This window comes from Dermabacter vaginalis (assembly GCF_001678905.1).
Lineage (GTDB): Bacteria > Actinomycetota > Actinomycetes > Actinomycetales > Dermabacteraceae > Dermabacter > Dermabacter vaginalis.
This window is the reverse complement of record NZ_CP012117.1, coordinates 1,705,817-1,725,429: the sequence shown is the minus strand read 5'-3', so window position 1 is coordinate 1,725,429 and position 19,613 is coordinate 1,705,817. Positions and strand designations below refer to the sequence as shown.

At 64.0% G+C, this 19,613-nt stretch carries 17 protein-coding genes; 9 read left to right on the top strand and 8 right to left on the bottom strand.

Annotation, left to right across the window (positions count from 1 at the left end):
- Positions 1-114: 114 nt before the first annotated feature.
- From DAD186_RS07595 to DAD186_RS07575, 5 genes are read left to right on the top strand one after another with little or no spacing between them, the layout of a single operon-like run.
- The gene (locus DAD186_RS07595) at positions 115-1,689 is read left to right on the top strand and encodes an ABC transporter ATP-binding protein (RefSeq protein WP_065248155.1); all 1,575 of its coding nucleotides are present in this window, start codon (positions 115-117) and stop codon (positions 1,687-1,689) included.
- Positions 1,686-3,017 carry an ABC transporter permease gene (locus DAD186_RS07590; RefSeq protein WP_065248154.1) on the top strand — a complete coding sequence of 444 codons (1,332 nt, stop codon included), beginning with the start codon at positions 1,686-1,688 and terminating at the stop codon, positions 3,015-3,017. The genes DAD186_RS07595 and DAD186_RS07590 overlap by 4 nt, the downstream gene beginning before the upstream one ends.
- Position 3,018: 1 nt before the next feature.
- Positions 3,019-4,368, top strand: a complete 1,350-nt coding sequence (locus DAD186_RS07585) for an ABC transporter permease (protein WP_065248153.1) — start codon at positions 3,019-3,021, stop codon at positions 4,366-4,368.
- A gap of 14 nt (positions 4,369-4,382) precedes the next feature.
- The gene (locus DAD186_RS07580) at positions 4,383-4,784 is read left to right on the top strand and encodes a cytidine deaminase (RefSeq protein ID WP_065248152.1); all 402 of its coding nucleotides are present in this window, start codon (positions 4,383-4,385) and stop codon (positions 4,782-4,784) included.
- A 38-nt stretch (positions 4,785-4,822) separates the two neighbouring features.
- The gene (locus DAD186_RS07575; RefSeq protein ID WP_065248151.1) at positions 4,823-6,109 is read left to right on the top strand and encodes a thymidine phosphorylase; all 1,287 of its coding nucleotides are present in this window, start codon (positions 4,823-4,825) and stop codon (positions 6,107-6,109) included.
- 62 nt (positions 6,110-6,171) lie between these two features.
- Here the strand turns inward: DAD186_RS07575 and DAD186_RS11090 are convergent, their stop codons facing one another.
- A complete protein-coding gene (locus DAD186_RS11090; protein WP_236886231.1) occupies positions 6,172-7,305 on the bottom strand; it encodes an NUDIX domain-containing protein in 1,134 nt (377 codons plus the stop codon).
- A gap of 65 nt (positions 7,306-7,370) precedes the next feature.
- Here DAD186_RS11090 and deoC point away from each other — a divergent pair, with 65 nt between their 5' ends.
- Positions 7,371-8,051: a deoxyribose-phosphate aldolase gene (gene deoC, locus DAD186_RS07565; protein ID WP_065248150.1), complete on the top strand. Its 681-nt coding sequence runs from the start codon at positions 7,371-7,373 to the stop codon at positions 8,049-8,051.
- Here the strand turns inward: deoC and DAD186_RS07560 are convergent.
- The 7 genes from DAD186_RS07560 to DAD186_RS07530 all read right to left on the bottom strand — a co-directional run bounded on the left by DAD186_RS07560 (position 8,048) and on the right by DAD186_RS07530 (position 16,822).
- Positions 8,048-9,793: a phospho-sugar mutase gene (locus DAD186_RS07560; protein ID WP_065248149.1), complete on the bottom strand. Its 1,746-nt coding sequence runs from the start codon at positions 9,791-9,793 to the stop codon at positions 8,048-8,050. The two genes, deoC and DAD186_RS07560, sit on opposite strands and share 4 nt — an antisense overlap.
- Positions 9,790-10,626 carry a purine-nucleoside phosphorylase gene (locus tag DAD186_RS07555; protein ID WP_065248148.1) on the bottom strand — a complete coding sequence of 279 codons (837 nt, stop codon included), beginning with the start codon at positions 10,624-10,626 and terminating at the stop codon, positions 9,790-9,792. Before DAD186_RS07555 ends, DAD186_RS07560 begins: the two co-directional genes overlap by 4 nt.
- Positions 10,627-10,654: 28 nt before the next feature.
- The gene (locus tag DAD186_RS07550) at positions 10,655-12,430 is read right to left on the bottom strand and encodes an acetyl/propionyl/methylcrotonyl-CoA carboxylase subunit alpha (protein WP_065248147.1); all 1,776 of its coding nucleotides are present in this window, start codon (positions 12,428-12,430) and stop codon (positions 10,655-10,657) included.
- Positions 12,431-12,506: 76 nt separating this feature from the next.
- Complete coding sequence (locus DAD186_RS07545; protein ID WP_082991136.1) at positions 12,507-13,226, bottom strand: Maf family protein; 720 nt, start codon at positions 13,224-13,226, stop codon at positions 12,507-12,509.
- Complete coding sequence (locus DAD186_RS07540; RefSeq protein WP_065248146.1) at positions 13,223-14,923, bottom strand: DUF885 domain-containing protein; 1,701 nt, start codon at positions 14,921-14,923, stop codon at positions 13,223-13,225. Before DAD186_RS07540 ends, DAD186_RS07545 begins: the two co-directional genes overlap by 4 nt.
- A gap of 22 nt (positions 14,924-14,945) precedes the next feature.
- The gene (locus DAD186_RS07535) at positions 14,946-15,239 is read right to left on the bottom strand and encodes an acyl-CoA carboxylase epsilon subunit (protein ID WP_065248145.1); all 294 of its coding nucleotides are present in this window, start codon (positions 15,237-15,239) and stop codon (positions 14,946-14,948) included.
- The gene (locus DAD186_RS07530; RefSeq protein WP_065248144.1) at positions 15,236-16,822 is read right to left on the bottom strand and encodes an acyl-CoA carboxylase subunit beta; all 1,587 of its coding nucleotides are present in this window, start codon (positions 16,820-16,822) and stop codon (positions 15,236-15,238) included. Before DAD186_RS07530 ends, DAD186_RS07535 begins: the two co-directional genes overlap by 4 nt.
- 40 nt (positions 16,823-16,862) lie before the next feature.
- Between DAD186_RS07530 and DAD186_RS07525 the strand changes: the two genes are divergently transcribed.
- The 3 genes from DAD186_RS07525 (at position 16,863) to DAD186_RS07515 (ending at position 19,602) form a co-directional block, all read left to right on the top strand.
- Positions 16,863-17,762 carry a biotin--[acetyl-CoA-carboxylase] ligase gene (locus DAD186_RS07525; RefSeq protein WP_150332949.1) on the top strand — a complete coding sequence of 300 codons (900 nt, stop codon included), beginning with the start codon at positions 16,863-16,865 and terminating at the stop codon, positions 17,760-17,762.
- Positions 17,722-18,831 (top strand): adenylate/guanylate cyclase domain-containing protein, encoded by a 1,110-nt coding sequence (locus DAD186_RS07520; protein WP_065248142.1) that lies wholly within the window; start codon positions 17,722-17,724, stop codon positions 18,829-18,831. Before DAD186_RS07525 ends, DAD186_RS07520 begins: the two co-directional genes overlap by 41 nt.
- 72 nt (positions 18,832-18,903) lie before the next feature.
- Positions 18,904-19,602, top strand: coding sequence for a response regulator transcription factor (locus tag DAD186_RS07515; protein WP_065248141.1), 699 nt, complete (start codon positions 18,904-18,906; stop codon positions 19,600-19,602).
- Positions 19,603-19,613: the final 11 nt, after the last annotated feature.

Below are 19,613 nucleotides of genomic sequence, written 5' to 3'. Positions count from 1 at the left end.
GCCGGCGGCCCCCTCTCTCGGGAGGGGGCCGCCAGCGTGCCCAAACCCCTTATACTCGAACTCCGACACCCCTCGGGCCCGGTGGGTCCGTGTCACTCACGGAAGGCTGTGCGCGTGAAACTCGAACTGCGAGGCATCACGAAGGTGTTCGGCTCGCTCGTGGCGAACGACCATATCGATCTGGTCATCAACGAGGGCGAAATTCATTCGCTTCTCGGTGAAAACGGCGCGGGCAAGTCCACCCTCATGAACGTCCTGTACGGGCTCTACCAGCCCGACGGCGGCCAGATTCTTATCGATGATCAGCCCGTGCATTTCGCGGGTCCCGGCGAGGCCATGGCGGCCGGGATCGGCATGGTGCACCAGCACTTCATGCTTATCCCCGTTTTCACCGTCGCGGAAAACGTTGCCCTCGGTCATGAGCCCACGAAGGGGGCCTTCCTCGACCTTGACCAAGCACGCGCGAAGGTGCGCGAGATTTCGAAGCGGTTCGGCTTCGATATCGACCCGGATGCCAAGCTCGAAGACCTGCCCGTCGGTGCCCAGCAGCGCGTTGAGATTATCAAGGCGCTTTCGCGCCGCGCCGAGGTTCTTGTTCTCGACGAGCCCACCGCGGTTCTCACGCCCCAAGAGACCGATGAGCTCATGCAGATCATGAGGCAGCTCAAGGATGAGGGCACCTCGATCGTGTTCATCACTCACAAGCTCCGGGAAGTGAAGGCCGTGGCGGATCGCATCACCGTCATTCGTCGCGGAAAAGTCGTGGGATCTGCCGATCCGAGCGCTCCTCAGACGGATCTCGCGAACATGATGGTGGGCCGCACCGTTGCTCTCGATTTCGAGAAAACTGCGCCGAAGGGTGGGAAAGCCGCCCTCAAGGTTGAGGGCCTCACTGTCACTGACAACAATGGCCTCAAGCTCCTGAACTCCGTGAGTTTCGACGTTCACGAAGGAGAGATCCTCGGCGTCGCGGGGGTCCAGGGGAACGGTCAAACTGAGCTCACCGAAGCCCTTCTCGGCCTTCAGCAGCACGTGAGCGGGCACGCCTATTTGAATGGCACCGACCTCGTGGGCCTCAGCACGAAACGGATCCTGGACGAAGGCGTCGGATTTGTCCCCGAGGACCGCACCGAGGACGCCCTCATGAAGTCGTTCTCGGTCGCCGAAAACCTCGTTCTCGACCAACACGACCGCAGGCCTTTCGGCTCGGTAATCTCCCTTCACCCGGGCACGATCCGCACGCACGCTGAAAGCCAGGTCAAGGAGTTCGACATTCGTACGGCCGGAATTGACCTTCCCGTTGGCTCCCTCTCAGGTGGAAACCAGCAGAAGGTCGTGATGAGCCGCGCGCTTTCGCGCGACCTTTCGCTCTTCATCGCCTCGCAGCCCACACGCGGCGTTGACGTTGGTTCGATCGAGTTCCTCCACAAACGCATCGTTCTCGAACGAGACAAGGGAACCCCGGTCATCATCGTCTCGACCGAACTCGACGAGGTGTGCCAGCTTGCCGACCGCATCGCAGTGATGTACCGCGGTGAGATCCTCGGGATTGTGCCTGGAGACGAAAGCCGCGAAGTGCTGGGCCTCATGATGGCAGGCTATAGCGCCGAGGCGGCCCGCGAGGCCGTCGCTAACGGAACGGGAACGCTGAGTGAGAGCGCCCTGACCGAGGAAGGAGAGCTCTCGTGAGCGAGAAAAACACCACGTCGAGTCGCACCCTCGCCCAGCGGATTGGCCGCAGCGAAATCTCGGTCGTCATCGGTGCATTCATCATTGCCGCGATCATCGGTAGCGTTCTCATCTTGATCGCCAATGAAGATGTACGTGAGTCCTTCGGCTATGTCTTCGCGCGCCCGAGCGATTTCTTTGAGGCATCGTGGGCAGCGATCGCCGGGGCGTACGAGGCGATGTTCCGCGGCGCAATCTTCGACTACAACGCGCGAACGACCGCTCTCATGTGGCGCCCCCTCTTTGAAACCCTGACGGTCGCCACACCCCTCATTATCGCCGCCTACGGCATGGCTGTTGGTTTCAGGGCCGGCATGTTCAACATTGGTGGCACGGGTCAGCTGCTCATGGGAGCGGCGATGTCTGGCTACGTTGGCTTTACGTGGACCTTCCTTCCGCCCGTCGTCCACCTCATCGTCGCGCTCATCGTGGGCGCGCTCGCGGGCGCAGCCTGGGGCGGAATCGCGGGCTTCCTCAAGGCGCGCTTCGAGGCGAACGAAGTGATCTCGACCATCATGCTCAACTGGATCGCGGTTTCTCTTCTCGGTTTTTTGCTGACGACCGAGGCCTTCACTGCCGCTAACAGTTCGCAGCCCGTTTCGCCCGACGTTGCCGTCAATGCTCAGCTGCCCACGCTTCTGACCGGCTATCGTTTGCACGCGGGCATCGTCATCATGCTCCTCGCGGGCGTGTTCATGTGGTGGCTGCTCACGCGCAGCTCGCTCGGCTTCAAGTTCCGGACCGTCGGTGAAAACCCCCGCGCCGCGCAGGTCGCGGGCATCAAGGTCGGCACGACGAGCTTCCTCGTCATGGTGGTCGCAGGCGCTCTCGTGGGTCTCGCCGGCTCCGTGCATCTGCTCGGGACCGAACACCGCCTCACGAGCGGCATCGCGGGCAGCATCGGTTTTGATGCGATCACGGTGGCGCTTCTTGGCCGCTCCGGCCCCGTTGGCATCCTCCTCGCGGGCCTCCTCTTCGCCGCCCTTGGCGTTGGTGGCCGCTTTATGGAGTCGAGCCAGGGCGTCCCGATCGATCTCGTGAGCATCGTCCAGGCACTCGTGGTGCTTTTCATTGCCGCGCCGCCGCTCGTGAGAACCCTCACCGGTCTCTCGTTCCTCGCGCGAGACAAAAAGGACGACGACACACCGTCGGTTAGTGCCGCCCCCGCGACGGAGGAATCCGACGCCTCCACGGCAACCGTCGGAACTTCAGAAACCCCCGCCGTAGCCGGCAGTCACCGAGCGGACGCACCCGCCGACGGCACCACTGACGCTTCGAAGGAGGCATGAGATGAGCGCTCACGATCCTCGCGCGCTTCCCACCGATGACGTTGTCGTTCTCGATACGGTCAAGGGGCGCCTCCCGAATTGGTGGCACATGCCCTTAGCCCTGAGCATCTTTGCTCTCATCGCCCTTGCAGGCTTTTGGCTTGGTGCGGTTCCAGGCCACGATTCGACCTTCACGATTGCCCGCGAATCGATGTTTACCGACATGGGGGTGCCCCAGAAAATTTCGATGCCCGCGCAAGCAACCTCGCTTGTGCTCGGCCTTCTTCTCGTGGCGCTCGCGGCCCTCGTGTGGATAGTGCAGGCGAAAAACTTCACGTGGCCACGCGGCACCAAGGGCCTCGTGCAGGTCGTGTTTGGCGTGCTGTGGGCCTTTGACTTCCTCGTGTGGGCGGTCGCGGGTCAGGCACTTGACCTCGGCTACCTCCTCCAGGCGACTCTTGCCCTCGCGGTTCCGCTCGTGTTCGGCGCGCTCTCGGGCGTGCTGTCGGAGCGCGCGGGCGTCGTCAACATCGCGATCGAGGGCCAGCTGCTCCTCGGCGCTTTCGGCGCCGCGCTTGTAGGCTCGATGACGGGCAGCCCCTGGATCGGCATGATCGCCGCCCCGGTGGTAGCTCTTCTCATCGGCGCCCTACTCGCGCTCTTTGCCGTGGGTTACCACGTCCAGCAGATCATTGTGGGTGTGGTGCTGAACGTTCTCGCGATTGGGCTGACGGGCTTCCTCTTTGGCACTCTCATGAAGCAGGATCCGGAACACTTCAACACCCCCATGCGGCTCCCTAATCTTCGCGTACCGGTGCTCTCCGACATCCCGGTGATCGGTCCGGCGCTCTTCGACCAGAACATCCTCGTGTATCTCATGTGGGTGATCGTTGCCGTTCTCACAACCGCGCTCTTTTGGACCCGCTGGGGCCTTCGTGTGCGCGCCGTGGGTGAGCATCCGCTCGCCGCCGACACCGTGGGCATCAACGTTGCGAAGACCCGCTGGAGCAACGTCCTCTTGGGATCCGCGGTCGCCGGCCTCGGCGGTGCGACTCTCACGATTGGCACGAACGTGGCCTTCGCGAAGGAAATGAGCGCTGGCAAGGGCTATATTGCGCTTGCCGCGATGATCCTTGGCCGCTACCACCCCGTGGGGGCGATGTGTGCGGCGCTCTTCTTCGCGTTCGCGACCGCGCTCCAGCAGAACCTCGGCATCCTCTCGAGTTCTCTTCCGCCGGACCTTCACAAGGCCACCGTGCCCTCGGAGTTCCTCGCGATGCTGCCGTACGTTGTGACCCTATTCGCCGTTGCGGGCTTCGTGGGACGCGTGCGCGTTCCCGCCGCCGACGGCGAGCCATACATCAAGCAGTAAAAGGTGCGTTGACGATGGTGGATTTTGAACCTCTACTCCAGGCTGCGCGCGAGGTTGCGGCGCGCGCCTACGTGCCGTATTCCCGTTACCCCGTGGGAGCCGCGGGCCTCGTGGATGATGGTCGCCTCGTGCGCGGATGCAACGTTGAGAACGCCGGCTACGGCGTGACGCTGTGCGCCGAGTGCGGCATGATCTCCGAGCTTGTGGCGACCGGCGGTGGCAAGATCCGCGCGTTCGTGTGTGTGAATCGCCTCGGTGAGGTCATCATGCCGTGTGGGCGCTGCCGGCAGCTCCTCGCCGAGCACGCCGCCGGCGACTTCACGATCCTCACGCCGAAGGGCGAAGCAAGCCTCGAGGAGATGCTCCCGCAGTCCTTTGGGCCTGCCGACCTCGACGCTGCTGCTCCGAGCGCGTAGCGGCGCGTTCACCTCCGCCACTGTTGAAAGGACTAACCATGGCCGAAGCATTCGATGCCGTTGACGTGATTCACGCCAAGCGAGACAAGCGCGAGCTCACTCCCGAGCAAATCGCGTGGACGATCGACGCCTACACGCGTGGCGTGATCGCCGAAGAACAGATGAGCGCGCTCGCGATGGCAATCTACCTTAATGGCATGAACCGCGAGGAGATCGCCCTGTGGACTAAGGCGATGATCGCCTCGGGCGAGCGCATGAGCTTTGATGCGCTCTCGAAGACGACGACCGATAAGCACTCGACTGGCGGCGTGGGCGATAAGATTACCCTCCCGCTCGCTCCACTCGTCGCGTCCTTTGGCGTGGCGGTCCCGCAGCTGAGCGGCCGCGGTCTCGGCCACACGGGAGGTACGCTCGACAAACTCGAGTCGATCCCCGGTTGGCGCGCAAATCTCACGAACGATGAAATGATGCGCCAGCTCGAGACCGTTGGTGCGGTCGTGTGCGCGGCGGGCAGTGGACTCGCTCCGGCCGATAAGAAGCTTTATGCGCTGCGCGATGTCACCGGAACCGTCAACTGCATTCCGCTCATTGCGAGCTCGATCATGAGCAAGAAAATTGCCGAGGGCACAGCCTCACTCGTGCTCGATGTCAAGACCGGTGCGGGCGCGTTCATGGAAGATGAGCAGATGGCACGCGAACTTGCGCGCACGATGGTCGACCTCGGCACCGATGCGGGTGTCAACACTGTCGCGCTTCTCACCGATATGTCGGTGCCGCTCGGGCGCGCCGTTGGCAACGCGATCGAAGTGGAGGAGAGCGTCGAGGTGCTCGCCGGCGGTGGCCCCGCCGACGTCGTCGAACTCACCGTTGCCCTCGCAACCGAGATGCTCGCGGCAGCAGGCCTCAAGGACGTTGATGTCGACGCCGCGCTCAAGGATGGCCGTGCGATGGACACGTGGAAAGCGATGATCCGCGCGCAGGGCGGTGATCCGGAGGCCGCACTTCCGGTGGCGAAGCACAGCCACGAGATCATTGCGGATTCCGACGGTTGCGTCACGGGCCTCGACGCCATGAAGGTCGGTGTTGCCGGTTGGCGCCTCGGCGCTGGGCGCTCGCGTCCGGGTGAAGCTGTGCAGTTCGGTGCCGGCGTGCGCCTCCACAAGACGGTTGGTGATCGGGTGACAAAGGGGGAGGTTCTCGCGACGCTTCTCACCGACACCGAAGATCGCTTTGCGCGGTCCCTGGAGGCTATCGATGGGGCGTGGAAGCTCGAGAACGTCGACGAGTTTGAGCGCGGCTCACTCGTGCTCGACCGCCTCGCCTAAAAACCGCATCGGCTGGGCTAAGCCGCACCAGTGAGGTGCGGTTCGCCCGGCCTTTTCGCTGCTCAGTCCGCGGTGCCGAGCCTCGCGCGCAAGAGGGGGAGCACCTCGTCACGGAAAAGCGGTGCGAGCACGTGAGCATCGACGATCTGATTGGTGTCGAGGGGGAACCAGCGTACTTCTTCGATTTCCGCGTGCGGGGTGAATTCCTCGGGGTTTGCGACCTCGGGGGCGAGAAAGACGTCGGAGATGAGGAGGGTGCCGGCCTCGTTCGCCGCGGCCGTACGGAAATGGCCAAGATGTTCGAGTTTTTCCGGGTCGAGGCGCAGGTGGAGTTCCTCGCGAATCTCCCTGGTCGCACACTCGAGCGGAGTTTCGCCCGCCTCGGGTTTGCCGCCTGGCTGCATAAACTTCTCGGTGCCGCGCTTGCGGACGCCGAGAGCGCGCCATTCTCCTTCGGTCTTGGCGTAGAAGCATACGGCCGACACCGTGATCGTTGGCGGGGCTTCGTGTGAGCGTGCGCGCCCGACGGTTGCCGAGCGAGCGTCGGCCGCCCATAAACACTCGAGCCCGCCTACGCGGGCGAGTGCGGGCCGAAGCGCGAGCCTGCGCATACCGGCGCGTGCCCACTCATCGACATCCCGGCCCTGGGAGCGGGCGAGTGCGAGACCACGTCGTACGAGGGTCGGGATGGGCTTGCGTGCCTGACGCACGTCACGGATGAAACGCAGGCCAAACACGAGAGCTGCGGGCCGGTCGAGAACGATGGCATCGGCGAGAAGGCCTCGTTCGGCGAGGGCCCCGACGAGTGCAGAAGCGAAAATCCCCTCGGCAATCACGAGCGGAGACTCTTCTGCGCTAAAGATGCGCGTACCGGTGCGCCGTGACTGTGAAATGGAATATGTGGGTACCTCGACGGTTCCCTCATGGCACAGGGTTTCGAGGGCCCTGAGAGCGTCGTCGGCGCGCCACGAGGCGGGATCGTCCCAGTCCACGATCCCGAACGCGCGAGGCAGACCTTCTTCATCGTGGTCGCGGTAAAAGTCATCGAGATTGAGCACGGGCAGACCAGAGTGCTCGGCGAGGCGCCCTTTCCCGCTTCCCGAGGGACCCGAAAGGAGGACGATGCGGCGCGGGGGCCGGGTACCGTCGCGGTCGGCTGCTATGCGTGGAAAAGGGGTGCTGGGGCGATCACTCACGGAACCTCATCCTATGCCCTCGAGGTTTTGAGAGACATGACGTGTGAGCGTGGGAGAATGAACGCATGACAACTCACAGTGAAAAGACCCCTGTTTCTTATGACGAGCTGGCCGCCATGATCGACCACACGCTCCTCAAGCCCGAATCGACTCCCGCCGACGCCGCCGCCCTCGCGCGCGAGGCCGAAAAGCTCGGTACCTACTCCATCTGTGTATCACCTTCGATGCTCCCGATCGAGACGAGTGTCCACGTCGCGACCGTGTGTGGCTTCCCCTCTGGGCAAGTCGCCCCCGAGGTGAAGGCCTTTGAAGCCGCCGATTCGGTCAAGAAGGGTGCCGAAGAAGTCGACATGGTGATCAACGTGGGCCGTGCGATCGCGGGCGACAGTGACTTCACCGAGCAGGAGATTCGTGCCGTGCGTGAGGCCGCGCCGAAGCCCGTTGTCCTCAAAGTCATCATCGAATCTGCCGCGTTGAGTGACGAGCAGATCGTCGCCTCGTGCGAAGCCGCGAAGCGCGCCGGCGCCGACTTCGTGAAGACCTCCACCGGTTTCCACCCGGCAGGTGGCGCCTCCGCTCACGCCGTGAAGCTCATGCGTGAAACGGTTGGCGAAGACTTCGGCGTAAAGGCCTCTGGCGGCATCCGCACGCTTGACGCCGCAGAAGAGATGATCGCCGCGGGCGCGAACAGGCTTGGCCTGTCCGGCTCCGCGGCGATCCTGGCTGAGCTAGAGGCGCGCGCCTAGCTTCTCGCGCCAAGGAGCTCGCCGAGTTCCTTCTTCATGTTCTCGAGCTTCTCGGCCGCGCCAGCGCGTGCGGCCGAGAGGTCGTGAAAACTCGCGTTCTGCTCGACTTCGCTGACGACCTCGAGGTAGGCCTTGAGCTTCGGCTCGGTTCCGGAGGGGCGCACGATCACGCGCGAGTCATCCTCGGCGAGCAGGAGCATGCCGTTTGTGGGCGGAAGGCCGGTCGTCTCGAGGGAGCCCTCGGCAAGATCGCGCACTTCGACGACAGCCGAGCCCGCGAGCGTGCTCGGCGGAGCCGTACGCAGCGTGTGCATCATCTGGCTGATGAGGTCGAGGTTGCTGACGCGAATCGAGAGCTGTGAGGTGAGGTAGAGTCCGAGTTCACGCGCGAGTTCATCGAGGAGCTCCACGAGACTCGAACCATTCGCCTTCGTGAGGGCAGCGAGCTCGGCAATCGCGAGGGCCGCCGAGATGCCGTCCTTGTCTTTTACGACGTTGGGAAGCACGCAGTAGCCAATCGCTTCCTCATAGCCGAACGCGATGTTCTTCGCGCGTGCGATCCATTTGAACCCCGTGAGGGTTTGCGTGCTCGCGTAACCGCGAGCCGCGGCGAGCGCTCCGAGGGAGCGTGAACTCACGATCGAATTCGCGAAGGTCCCGTCAACCTGGCGGTGAGTCGCAACGTAGGTGGCGAGAAGAAGCCCAAGCTCATCGCCGTGGAGCATGCGCCATGCCTCGCGGCGCGGGTCGTAGATCGCGGCGGCGCAGCGATCGGCATCCGGGTCGTTCGCGATTACGAGATCGGCTTCGACCTGTTCGGCGAGCTTCGCTGCCAGGTCAATCGCGCCCTTTTCCTCAGGATTCGGGAACGGGACAGTGGGGAAGTCAGGATCGGGCTCCTGCTGCTCCTTCACGCTGTGGATGTCGGTGAATCCCGCGCGCTCAAACGCCGCAAGCATCGTTGCGCTGCCCACGCCGTGCATGGCGGTGTGCACGATGCGCAGATCGGTGCGGGCAGTGCGCACGGTGTTCTGATCGGCGGTGCTAGCTCGGTCGATGATGGGGAGGATCGCGTCGATGTAGTCGTCGACGAAAGTCTCGGGCATCACCTCCCACCCGCTCTCGGCGAGCGGGATCTCGCGCACCGCTCCCACGGCGGCGATCTTCGCGGCGATATCCGCATCGGCCGGCGGAACGATCTGTACACCGTTGCCGTCTTCGCTCGCCGCGCGGCCACCGAGGTACACCTTGTAGCCGTTGTCGCGTGCGGGGTTGTGAGAAGCCGTGACCATGATGCCGCAATCCGCGCTCTTGGCACGTACCGCGTGAGCGAGCACGGGAGTAGGCCAGTGGTGAGGCATCAGGATGACCTCGTGGCCGACAGCGGTGAGGATAGCGGCGCTCGTTTCGGCAAACGTGCGGGAGTTGTAGCGCGCGTCGTAGCCGATCACCACTCGCGCCTCGCCGACGACCTCGCGAAGATACGCGCCTATGCCTGCGGCGGCCCGCGAGACGACTGCAACGTTCATCCGGTTCGGTCCAGGCCCCATCGCGCCGCGTAGGCCCGCGGTGCCGAACTGGAGCGTGCCGTCAAAAGCGCCTTTGAGCTCGGTGAGTTCAGCCTCGTCGCCTGCCTCCGCGGCGGTCAGGCGGCGCTCAAGGTCGTCGCGGGTCGACTGATCGGGATCGTCGCTCATCCACGCACGAGCGCGCTGTGAAAGCTCCGGGTTGAGTGTGCTCATCGGTCACTCTCCTTGGCGATGGTGTGAATAGTGTCGGAGAGGAGTTTCGCGAGGCGAGGAGCTGCGGCTCGACCGGCCTCGATCACTTCCTCGTGGTTCAACGGGGTGGGGGAGATCCCTGCGGCGAGGTTTGTGACGAGTGAGAAGCCGAGGACCTCGAGACCGGCCTCGCGTGCGGCCATCGCCTCGAGCACCGTCGACATGCCCACGAGGCTTGCCCCAAGTACGCGCGCCATATGAACCTCGGCGGGTGTTTCGTAGAACGGGCCGCGGAACTGCATGTACACGCCCTCGTCGAGACTTGGATCCACCTTCTTGGCGATCTCGCGCAAGCGCGGGGTGTAGATGTCGGTCTGGTCCACGAATGTCGCACCCGTGATCGGGCTGTCGCCCGTGAAGTTGATGTGGTCGGTGATGAGCACGGGGCTTCCCGGCTTCCACTGTTCGTTGAGGCCGCCACACCCGTTGGTGAGCACAAGGGTTCGTGCACCGAACTCGGCGGCCGTGCGCACGCCGTGCACCGTGGCGCTGACGCCGCGCCCCTCGTAGTAGTGGGTGCGGGCGCCCAGCACGAGCACACGAGCGCCACTGGGCGTCTCGATGATACGCAGGGTGCCCACGTGGCCCTTGACCGAAGGCTTTTGGAATCCCGGGATTGAATCGGCGGGAGTGCGAAAGAGCTCGGTTCCGAGCAGGTCCGCTGCGCCGGACCAGCCTGAGCCGAGGGTGACCGCAATGTCGATGTGGTCGATGCCGGATGCTTCACGGAGCGCGTGAGCGGCATCCTTGGCGAGCTGGTACGGATCTGATGAGTGGTGTTGGTGGTCAGTCATGCACCAAGCCTACTCGCGCGCGCTGCCTTTAGTCTTCGATCGTGCAGAGTTCCGCACCCGCGGAGACGGTCGCGCCGATTTCCGCGTCGAGATTCGTGACGATGCCGCTGCGGTGCGCGAGGATCGGCTGCTCCATCTTCATGGCCTCGAGCACGAGGATCAGGTCACCGTCGGCGACAGTCTGCCCCTCCTCGACGGCGATCTTGACGATCGTGCCCTGCATAGGGGCGCTCACGGCGTGACCACCGGAAGCCGTTCCCCGCGCGGCGCTCGTACGGCGTTTACGGCGCTGCGGAGTCTGTGCGCGAGGCGCGCGGAGCGAGGCGGGAAGCGAGATCTCGACCTTGCGGCCATCGATCTCGACGACGACCGCCTCACGATCCTCAACGTCGTCCGTGGCGTTTGGAACTGGCGCGGGGGCGATGTCGCCCGAAAACTCCGTCTCGATCCAGCGCGTATGCACCGTGAAGGGCTCATCCGAGTGGCGCGGGGCGAAGGCTGGATCCTCCACCACGAGCCTGTGGAACGGCATCACCGTGGGGATTCCCTCGATGCGGAACTCCGCGAGTGCACGACGCGAGCGTTCGAGTGCTTCTTCGCGGGTCGCCCCTGTCACGATGAGTTTTGCGAGCATTGAGTCGAAGTGCCCCGAGATCGCATCGCCCGTGCGCACCCCCGAATCAACGCGAACGCCGGGGCCGAGCGGTGGCTCGAAAACCTTGACCGGCCCGGGAGAGGGGAGGAACCCACGGCCCGGGTCTTCGCCGTTAATGCGGAACTCGAAGGAGTGCCCGCGGGGCTCGGGATCGACGGGGGAGATCTCCTCGCCCGCGGCGATGCGGAATTGTTCGCGCACGAGGTCCACGCCCGTGACCTCTTCCGTCACGGGATGCTCCACCTGGAGGCGCGTGTTGACTTCGAGGAACGAAATGGTGCCGTCCTGGCCTACGAGGAACTCACACGTGCCCGCGCCGACGTAACGGGCCTCCTTGAGGATGGCTTTTGACGACTCCACGAGACGAGCGTGCTGTTCGTCGCTTAAGAACGGTGCGGGCGCCTCCTCGACGAGTTTCTGATGGCGGCGCTGAAGCGAGCAGTCGCGTGTGGAGACGACTTGGACGTTGCCGTGGCTATCGGCGAGGCACTGAGTCTCCACGTGGCGAGGAGAATCGAGATAGCGCTCGACGAAGCATTCGCCGCGACCGAACGACGCGATCGCTTCGCGGGTCGCGGAATCAAAAAGCTCGCGCACCTCGTCGAGCTCGCGCGCGACTTTGAGGCCGCGACCACCGCCACCGAAAGCGGCCTTGATCGCAATCGGGAGGCCGTGCTCCTTCGCAAATGCCACAACTTCACCGGAATCCTTGACCGGGTCCTTCGTGCCGGCCACGAGTGGTGCACCCGCGGCTTGCGCGATGTGGCGCGCCGAGACCTTGTCGCCAAGCTTTTCGATTGCGTCGGGGCTAGGCCCGATCCACACGAGTCCCGCATCGATGACGGCCTGCGCGAAATCAGCGCGTTCCGAGAGGAAACCGTAGCCGGGGTGAATTGCCTCGGCGCCGCTTCGCTGAGCGATGTCGAGAAGCTTGTCGATCACGAGGTAGCTTTGCGCGGCGCTCGTGCCACCGAGGGCGTAGCCCTCATCCGCGATGCGCGTGTGGAGGGCATCGCGATCCGAGTCCGAGTACACGGCGATCGATCGGAGCCCGGCGTCACGGCAGGCGCGGGCAATACGCACGGCAATCTCACCGCGGTTGGCGATGAGGACCGTGCGGAACGGTCGATGGAGTGCAGGCTTTGGCATTCGGGATCCTTCTCAGGTGTCGGGCGAAGTGCTCAGCAACCTTCCGAGCATATACCCGCCCGCGGACGGAGGAGTTCTAGGACATGGGAGCAGGGCGCCAGAGGTCGCTGACCGCGAGGGAGATTTCTCGGAGCATTCGGCGAAGAAGTGGAAGCGAGAGGCCGATGACCGCGTGGTGATCGCCCTCGATGCGCTCAATGAACGGGCCTCCATAGCCGTCGATCGTGAAAGCGCCGGCAACCCAGAGCGGCTCGCCAGTCTCGACATAGGCATCGATTTCGGCATCCGAAAGGTCGGCAAAGTACACATTGGTCGACGCGGTTTCCCCGAACGTCGCCCCCGTCCCACCGTCGAGAGGATCGCGATCGTCGATGAGCCAATGCCCCGAGTGGAGGCGTGCTTTCTTTCCGCGCATTGCATGCCATCGCTCGCGTGCGGTTTCTGCGGTGCGGGGCTTACCCACGAGCTCTCCCTCGAACTCAAGCATGGAATCGCCCCCGAGCACGACATAGCCACCCTCGCTCGCCGCGCACGAGGCTTCCGCTTTCGCTCGGGCAAGAGTCAGCACGCGGTCCTCAAAAGCCAACTGACCCGAGGTATCGAGTGCGGAAGCGAGAACGGCATCTTCATCGACGTCCGCGGGCAGCGCCGTGAACTCGATCCCCGCGCGCGAAAGTACGGCCTTGCGGCCGGCGGATTGCGAAGCGAGGAGCAGGAGAGGCTCGTGAGGCGGGGTTCCGACGGTCGCCGGGCGAGCGTCGGCCCTTTCACCTTTCCCGGTAAGCCCGCCGCTCATGCCCCGACCTCGCCGGTCCCGTGAGCAGAAAGAGCGGATCGCAGCACGGAAAGGGGCAGGCCGCCAAGCTCAAGCGCTTCGCGGTGGAAGTCTCGCAGCGATGTGCCCCGCGCGAGAGCCTCATCGCGCAGCTGCTCCCAGACCCGCTGGCCGAGCTTGTAGCTCGGCGCCTGGCCTGCCCAGCCGAGGTAGCGGTGATACTCGAAGCGCTGGATGGGCTCCTCCATGCGCCAGTGTTCGCGAACGAAGTCCCAGCCGCGCTCGTAGGTCCACTTTCCGCCACCGAATCGCTCGGGGACGGGAAGCTCGTTGTGGAGTCCAATGTCGAGAACGACGCGGCCCGCGCGCATACGCTGCTCCATGAGCATGCCGAGCTTTTCCCCGTCGGTTGTGAGGTAGCCGAGTTCTTCCATGAGCCGCTCCGCGTAGAGAGCCCAGCCCTCGCCGTGGCCCGACACCCACATGAAGGAGGCCCGCCAACGATTGAGACGCTCCGACTGAAGCTGCTGCGTGCCCACCTGGAGGTGATGGCCGGGAACACCCTCGTGATAGACGGTCGTGGTTTCGCTCCAGGTGCGGAACGTGTCAACCCCTGCGGGGGTGTCCCACCACATGCGGCCCGGGCGTGAGAAGTCCTCGCTTGGCCCCGTGTAGTAGATGCCGCCCGCGCCTGTCTCGGCGATCATGCATTCGAGGCGTGTGAGCTCTTCCGGGATGTCGAAGTGGGTGCCCGCAAGGTCACGGATTGCGGCATCTGAAAGCTCTTGCATCCACGCTTTGAGGCTATCGGTACCGTGCAGCACGAGTGCTTCATCGGCATTGAGCGAAGCCATCGCCGCGTCGATCGAATCGCCGCCGCCGTTGCCATAGTGCGCATTCAGGCGCGAGGCCACCTGCTTTTGCTCGTCGATCAATCGGGTGAGTTCCTCAACACCGAACTCGTATGCCTCCTCGACGTCGATCTCTTCGCCGAGGAACGTGCGCGAACCGAGCTGGTAGGCCTCGCGGCCCACCGCATCTTTCTCGGGGGCCTTCTCCTCGAGCTCATCGAATACGGCGGCAAGTTCGTTGTATGCCTCGCATGCGAGTGCCACGCGGCGCTCGAAATCCTCGCGGGCCGAGCCCTCGAGGCCAGACTTTGCCACGAGAGAGGGGAAGAAACCGTCGGCCTTCGTAAAGGAACGCGACTGCTCCGCGCCAATGCGCTGCTGGCGCTTCGCCGCGAGAACGCCCTTCGAGGCGGCGTATCGAAGCGACTCGGCATAACCGTGCACGGCTTCGGGCACGCGGGAGAGGCGTTCGCTGATGGTGGCCCAGTCCTCAGCGGTGTCCTGCGGCATCATGTCGAAAATGCTGCGGATGCCCTGGACAGGCGACGCGATGTTGTTGACCGAGGCATGCGTGAGGAGCGCGTCGTGGTGTTCGAGTTCGAGGCCGAGGCGCTCGCGCATCGCGGCGCGTGTCACGCGATCGACGTCATCGCCGGGGTGCTCGCGCTCAACGGAATCGAGTCCTGCGAGAGTGTCGCGGGCCAGGGTCGCCACTTGCTCGAGGCCTTCGGGGGAGAGGTCATCCATGAGGCGATCCTGGCCGGGGGTGCCGAGACTCGTGGCCGTCATGGGACTCAAGGCGATCGAACGCTCAACAAAGCCGTTCGCAAGATTGTCGGTGGGGCTAGGGGTACGCATCGTTGTCATGGCACCACTCTAACCGTGGGCGCTAGCGCTGGGAGAACATCCACGACTTCGGTCCTGCGCTCGCCCGCAGGGGATACGCCGACCTGTGCGTGGCCACGGGGGAGTTCCATGCCGATGTGGAGTGACCTGCGCGCTCTGCTATTTCGCGCTGATGTGCCTCTTCGCGCGAGATGGCACTCATCGCCGCGACGGCGACCGCGATCGCCGCGATCTCGTGATCAGCAAGGTGGCCCGAAACGAGCTCGACGCTCGGGCTGCTCGGCTCTTCGTGCGCGGGGATCGTCGTTGGGACCGTGCCCGTTTCTTCGGTGCTCACAGGGGGATATTCCCGTGTTTTTTCGTGGGTAGTGCGTCGCGCTTAGTGCGCAAGGCCCGCAGCGCGCGCGTGATCGCTTCACGCGTTTCGTGCGGCTGAATCACGCCGTCGAGGAGGCCGCGTTCCGCAGCAACGTAGGGATTCGCGAACGTCTCCTCGTACTCCGCTTGGAATTGTGCGCGGAGAGCCTCGGCATCCTTGCCCGCTTCGGTAGCGGCCTTAAGTTCCTTGCGGTGAAGAATATTGACCGCGCCCTGCGCACCCATCACGGCGATCTGGGCCGTGGGCCACGCGAGATTGACGTCAGCGCCAAGCTCCTTCGACCCCATGACAATGTAGGCGCCGCCGTACGCTTTGCGAGTGATGACGGTCACGAGCGGGACCGTGGCCTCCGCGTATGCGTACAGAAGCTTTGCGCCACGCCTAATAATTCCGCCGTACTCCTGATCGGTCCCCGGGAGGAAGCCCGGGACATCTACGAGCGTGAGCACGGGGACGTTATAGGAGTCGCACAGGCGCACGAAGCGCGCAGCTTTCTCGCTCGCATCGATATCGAGTGTGCCCGCGAGCTGCGAGGGCTGATTCGCGACGATGCCCACGCTATGGCCTTCGACGCGCCCGAAACCCACCACGACGTTCTTTGCGAAGTTTCCGTGGAGTTCAAGGAACTCGTCATCGAGGATGGCCTCGATGACGCTCTGCATGTCGTAGGGCTGATTCGGGGAATCCGGGATAAGGCGATCAAGTGCGCGATCCTCGGGGGTCGGTTCAAGGTCGGCTTCGTCAGGGTAGACGGGAGCTTCTGTGAGCGTGTTCGCGGGGAGATAGGAGAGCAGATCGCGCACGTAGTCGAGCGCATCCGACTCATCGCTAGCCATGTAGTGCGCGACGCCAGATGTGCTCGAATGGGTGCGGGCGCCGCCGAGCTCCTCGAAGCCAACGTTCTCGCCCGTGACGGTCTTGATGACGTCCGGGCCGGTGATGAACATATGGGAGGACTTCTCGACCATCACGATGATGTCGGTCAAGGCGGGGGAGTACACCGCACCCCCCGCTGCCGGCCCCATGATGAGCGAGATTTGGGGGATGACGCCCGAGGCGCGAGTGTTGCGGCGGAAGATTCCCGCGAAGGTCGCGAGTGAAGCGACACCTTCCTGGATGCGTGCGCCGCCGCCGTCAAGAATGCCGATGATCGGCACTCCGGTCGAGAGAGCGAGATCCTGGATTTTTTGAATCTTCTTCCCGTGGGCTTCGCCGAGGGAGCCACCGAGAACAGTGAAATCCTGCGAGTACACGCAGACCTGGCGGCCGTCGATCGTGCCGTAACCCGTGACGATGCCGTCACCGTCGATGCGCTTCTTTTCGAGCCCGAAGTTATGGCTTTGGTGGCGCACGAAGCGATCGGTCTCCACGAACGAGCCCGAATCGAGAAGTTCCTCGATGCGCTCGCGGGCAGTTTTCTTCCCCCGTGCGTGCTGTTTTTTGATCGCGCTTGCGCCCGCCTCCGTGACGGCCGCATTCTCGCGAGACCGAAGTTCTTCAAGTCTCTCGGCGGTGGTGGACCGCCTCGGCGTCTCGTTCACTCCCACTCCTGCTCCGTCGTGGCCTGGCACAATTGCTCTCGTGAGTGTACGCCATGCACGAAAAATGAGGGAGCAAAAGTACGTGAGCGAGCCGCTGCGCATTGACTACGTGCACTCGTGCACCTCAACTCTCGACATTCTCGCCGAACCGCCGTACGACGCGCTCGAAGCGCCGTTTGCGCTCATGACTCTCGATCAGCGCGCGGGGCACGGCCGTCAAGGTAGGCGGTGGCAGAACAGGCCGGGCGAATCGCTCGCGTTGACGGTTGCCTGGCCACTGCCGGCCCCGCAGCTTCGCGGCTGGTATCCGCTCGCGAGCGCGCTTGCCGTGCTCGACGCCTGTGCCGAGGTCGCGCCTGGGGCGCCTCTGCCCGGTCTTAAATGGCCAAATGACATCCTCTCGCCGGCGGGGGAGAAGATCGCGGGGATCCTCGTGCGCGTGGACGCGGGGCGTCTTCTCGCGGGGGTCGGAGTCAATCTCGCGGGGGCGATCGAACGAGAACGCGAGGGGCTTGAGAAAGCGGCGACGCTCGCGAGTCTTGATTCGCGTTACGGCACCGCGCTCAGTGACCTTGAGGGACGCCGCGAGTTCGGCGAGGTGCTCGCGCGAAACATCGCGCGCATTTTCGCGCTCGTGGATTCTGGAGGAAGGGACTTTCGGGACCTGCGAACGCGGTATGCTGTGAACTGCCTCACTCTCGGGTCGCGGGTTGTCGTAGTCACACCGGCAGGTGCGCGGTACGACGCGCACGCGCTCGACGTTGATCCGACGGGCAGGCTCCTCGTGGAGAATGCGGAGCGAGGCCGCCACGCCCTCGACGCCGCCGACGTGCACCTTGCGCGCCCCGGAGGGGGAGAATCACCCGGCGGGCAAGGCGCGAAGAAGACGAAAGGACCAGATGAGCATCGTTCACGATCGCGAGGAGCCGAGCGAGCATAGTGCCGAGGGAGCCATGCCAAATGCCCTCAACGAACGCTTCGCGCGCGTGCGGGGCGCTATCGGTGCCCTTGAGCGCTCCCTTCTCGACGGTGAACGGGAGTACTCCAGACGCGACCTCGAAGAAGATTTCAATGTCGACCGGCAGCTCAGTACCGATTACTGGCGCGGGCTCGGCTTTTCGAACGTCGCCCTCGACACGACCGCCTTTACCGAAGACGACGCTGAAGCGATCGCCGACCTCGCCGCGCTCGTGAACGATGGAACGCTCAGCGACGATACGTTTGTCACGATCGTGCGCGGGCTGGGGTTTCACATGGGGCGCCTTGCCATGTGGCTCACCGAGGCGCTCGTGGACGATGCGAAGCAGCGCCACGATATGAGTGACACCGAAGCACGCATGCACATGCTTGAATCGGTCCCGCAGTTCATCGAGATCTTCGAGCACCAGGCCATCCACGTGTTTCGACGACAGATGTCGGCCTATACCGCGCGTGCGGGCGCCGAGATCCTGCGTACCTCGACGAGTGACTGGGATGATGAGTCGCTTCCCCTCCCGCGCGCCGTAGGCTTTGCCGACCTCGTGCAGTTCACGCGCCTTGCCCAGTCGATCGATGGGATCGAGCTCGCGGGTGTGATTAGGGACTTCGAAAACCTCACGCGGGATGTCATTTCCGACGGTGGCGGGCGCGTTGTGAAAACCGTGGGTGACGAGGTCATGTTCCTCGCCGACACGCCCGAAGACGGCGTGCGGATCGCACTCTCGATTGCCGAGAACATTAAGCGCCAGCCTTCGCTCCCGAACGTGCGCGTTGGACTCGCCTGGGGGAATATGTTTTCGCGTTACGGGGATGTGTTTGGCCCCAAGGTCAACCTCGCCGCCCGTCTCGAGGGAATCGCCGAGCCCGGTGCAGTTGTGGTCGACGGTGAAACAGCGGATCTCGTCGACCGCGCCTTCCCCGGCGGGTTCAGGCGTGTCGCAGAGTGGACAGAAGAACTGCACGGCATAGGGGAGACGACAATTGTGAGGGTCGAGCGAGCCGCGGCCTCGCTCATCGAGCGTCACTCGTGAGAGAGTAGAGAGTCGCTTGACGGCTCGCGCATTTCACAGCGGGAGCACACGCATTTTGGTAAGGATGACTTCGTGACACGACTACTTCTCGTTGAAGACGATTCGGCGATCGCAGAGCCTCTCTCGCGCGCCCTCGATCGCGAAGGCTATTCCGTTGTGAGAGCGTCGCGAGGGATCGACGCGCTGACGATTGCCGCCACCGAAGGCCACATCGATTTCGTGATCCTCGATCTTGGCCTCCCCGATATCGACGGCCTCGAAGTGTGTAGGAGGCTGCGCAAGGGAGGCCTCGAGGCTCCCGTATTGATCCTCACGGCACGTGCCGACGAGGTCGACGCAGTCGTGGGCCTCGACGCGGGCGCTGACGATTATGTGACGAAGCCGTTCCGCCTTGGAGAACTTCAAGCCCGCATTAGGGCTCTTTTGCGTCGCACTCAGGTTGTCGAAGACACGAGCGCAAGCACGTACGACATCAACGGCGTAAGCCTCGACCCTTCGGCGCGACGCGTGTACGTCGACGACGAGGAGCTCTCGCTCAGCGCGAAGGAATTTGATCTCCTCGCCGTACTCATGCGTGAGGCAGGCAGCGTTGTCACGCGTGACGATCTCATGCGTGAGGTCTGGGGTGCCGAATGGTGGGGTTCCACGAAAACGCTCGACATGCACATCTCGTGGCTGCGCCGCAAGCTCGGTGATGACGCGACGAGCCCGAGGCGCATCACGACCGTACGTGGCGTGGGCTTTCGCTTCGAAGACACCGACGCCCACTAGGGCGCAGTAGG

What these genes read in the sequence shown, in the direction of transcription:
- DAD186_RS07555 (WP_065248148.1), bottom strand. Translation starts at nt 10,626, where the DNA reads ATGACTGACCACCAACACCACTCATCAGATCCGTACCAGCTCGCCAAG.
- DAD186_RS07585 (WP_065248153.1), top strand. Translation starts at nt 3,019, where the DNA reads ATGAGCGCTCACGATCCTCGCGCGCTTCCCACCGATGACGTTGTCGTT.
- DAD186_RS07560 (WP_065248149.1), bottom strand. Translation starts at nt 9,793, where the DNA reads ATGAGCACACTCAACCCGGAGCTTTCACAGCGCGCTCGTGCGTGGATG.
- DAD186_RS07550 (WP_065248147.1), bottom strand. Translation starts at nt 12,430, where the DNA reads ATGCCAAAGCCTGCACTCCATCGACCGTTCCGCACGGTCCTCATCGCC.
- DAD186_RS07540 (WP_065248146.1), bottom strand. Translation starts at nt 14,923, where the DNA reads ATGACAACGATGCGTACCCCTAGCCCCACCGACAATCTTGCGAACGGC.
- DAD186_RS07520 (WP_065248142.1), top strand. Translation starts at nt 17,722, where the DNA reads ATGAGCATCGTTCACGATCGCGAGGAGCCGAGCGAGCATAGTGCCGAG.
- DAD186_RS07575 (WP_065248151.1), top strand. Translation starts at nt 4,823, where the DNA reads ATGGCCGAAGCATTCGATGCCGTTGACGTGATTCACGCCAAGCGAGAC.
- deoC (WP_065248150.1), top strand. Translation starts at nt 7,371, where the DNA reads ATGACAACTCACAGTGAAAAGACCCCTGTTTCTTATGACGAGCTGGCC.
- DAD186_RS07580 (WP_065248152.1), top strand. Translation starts at nt 4,383, where the DNA reads ATGGTGGATTTTGAACCTCTACTCCAGGCTGCGCGCGAGGTTGCGGCG.
- DAD186_RS07545 (WP_082991136.1), bottom strand. Translation starts at nt 13,226, where the DNA reads ATGAGCGGCGGGCTTACCGGGAAAGGTGAAAGGGCCGACGCTCGCCCG.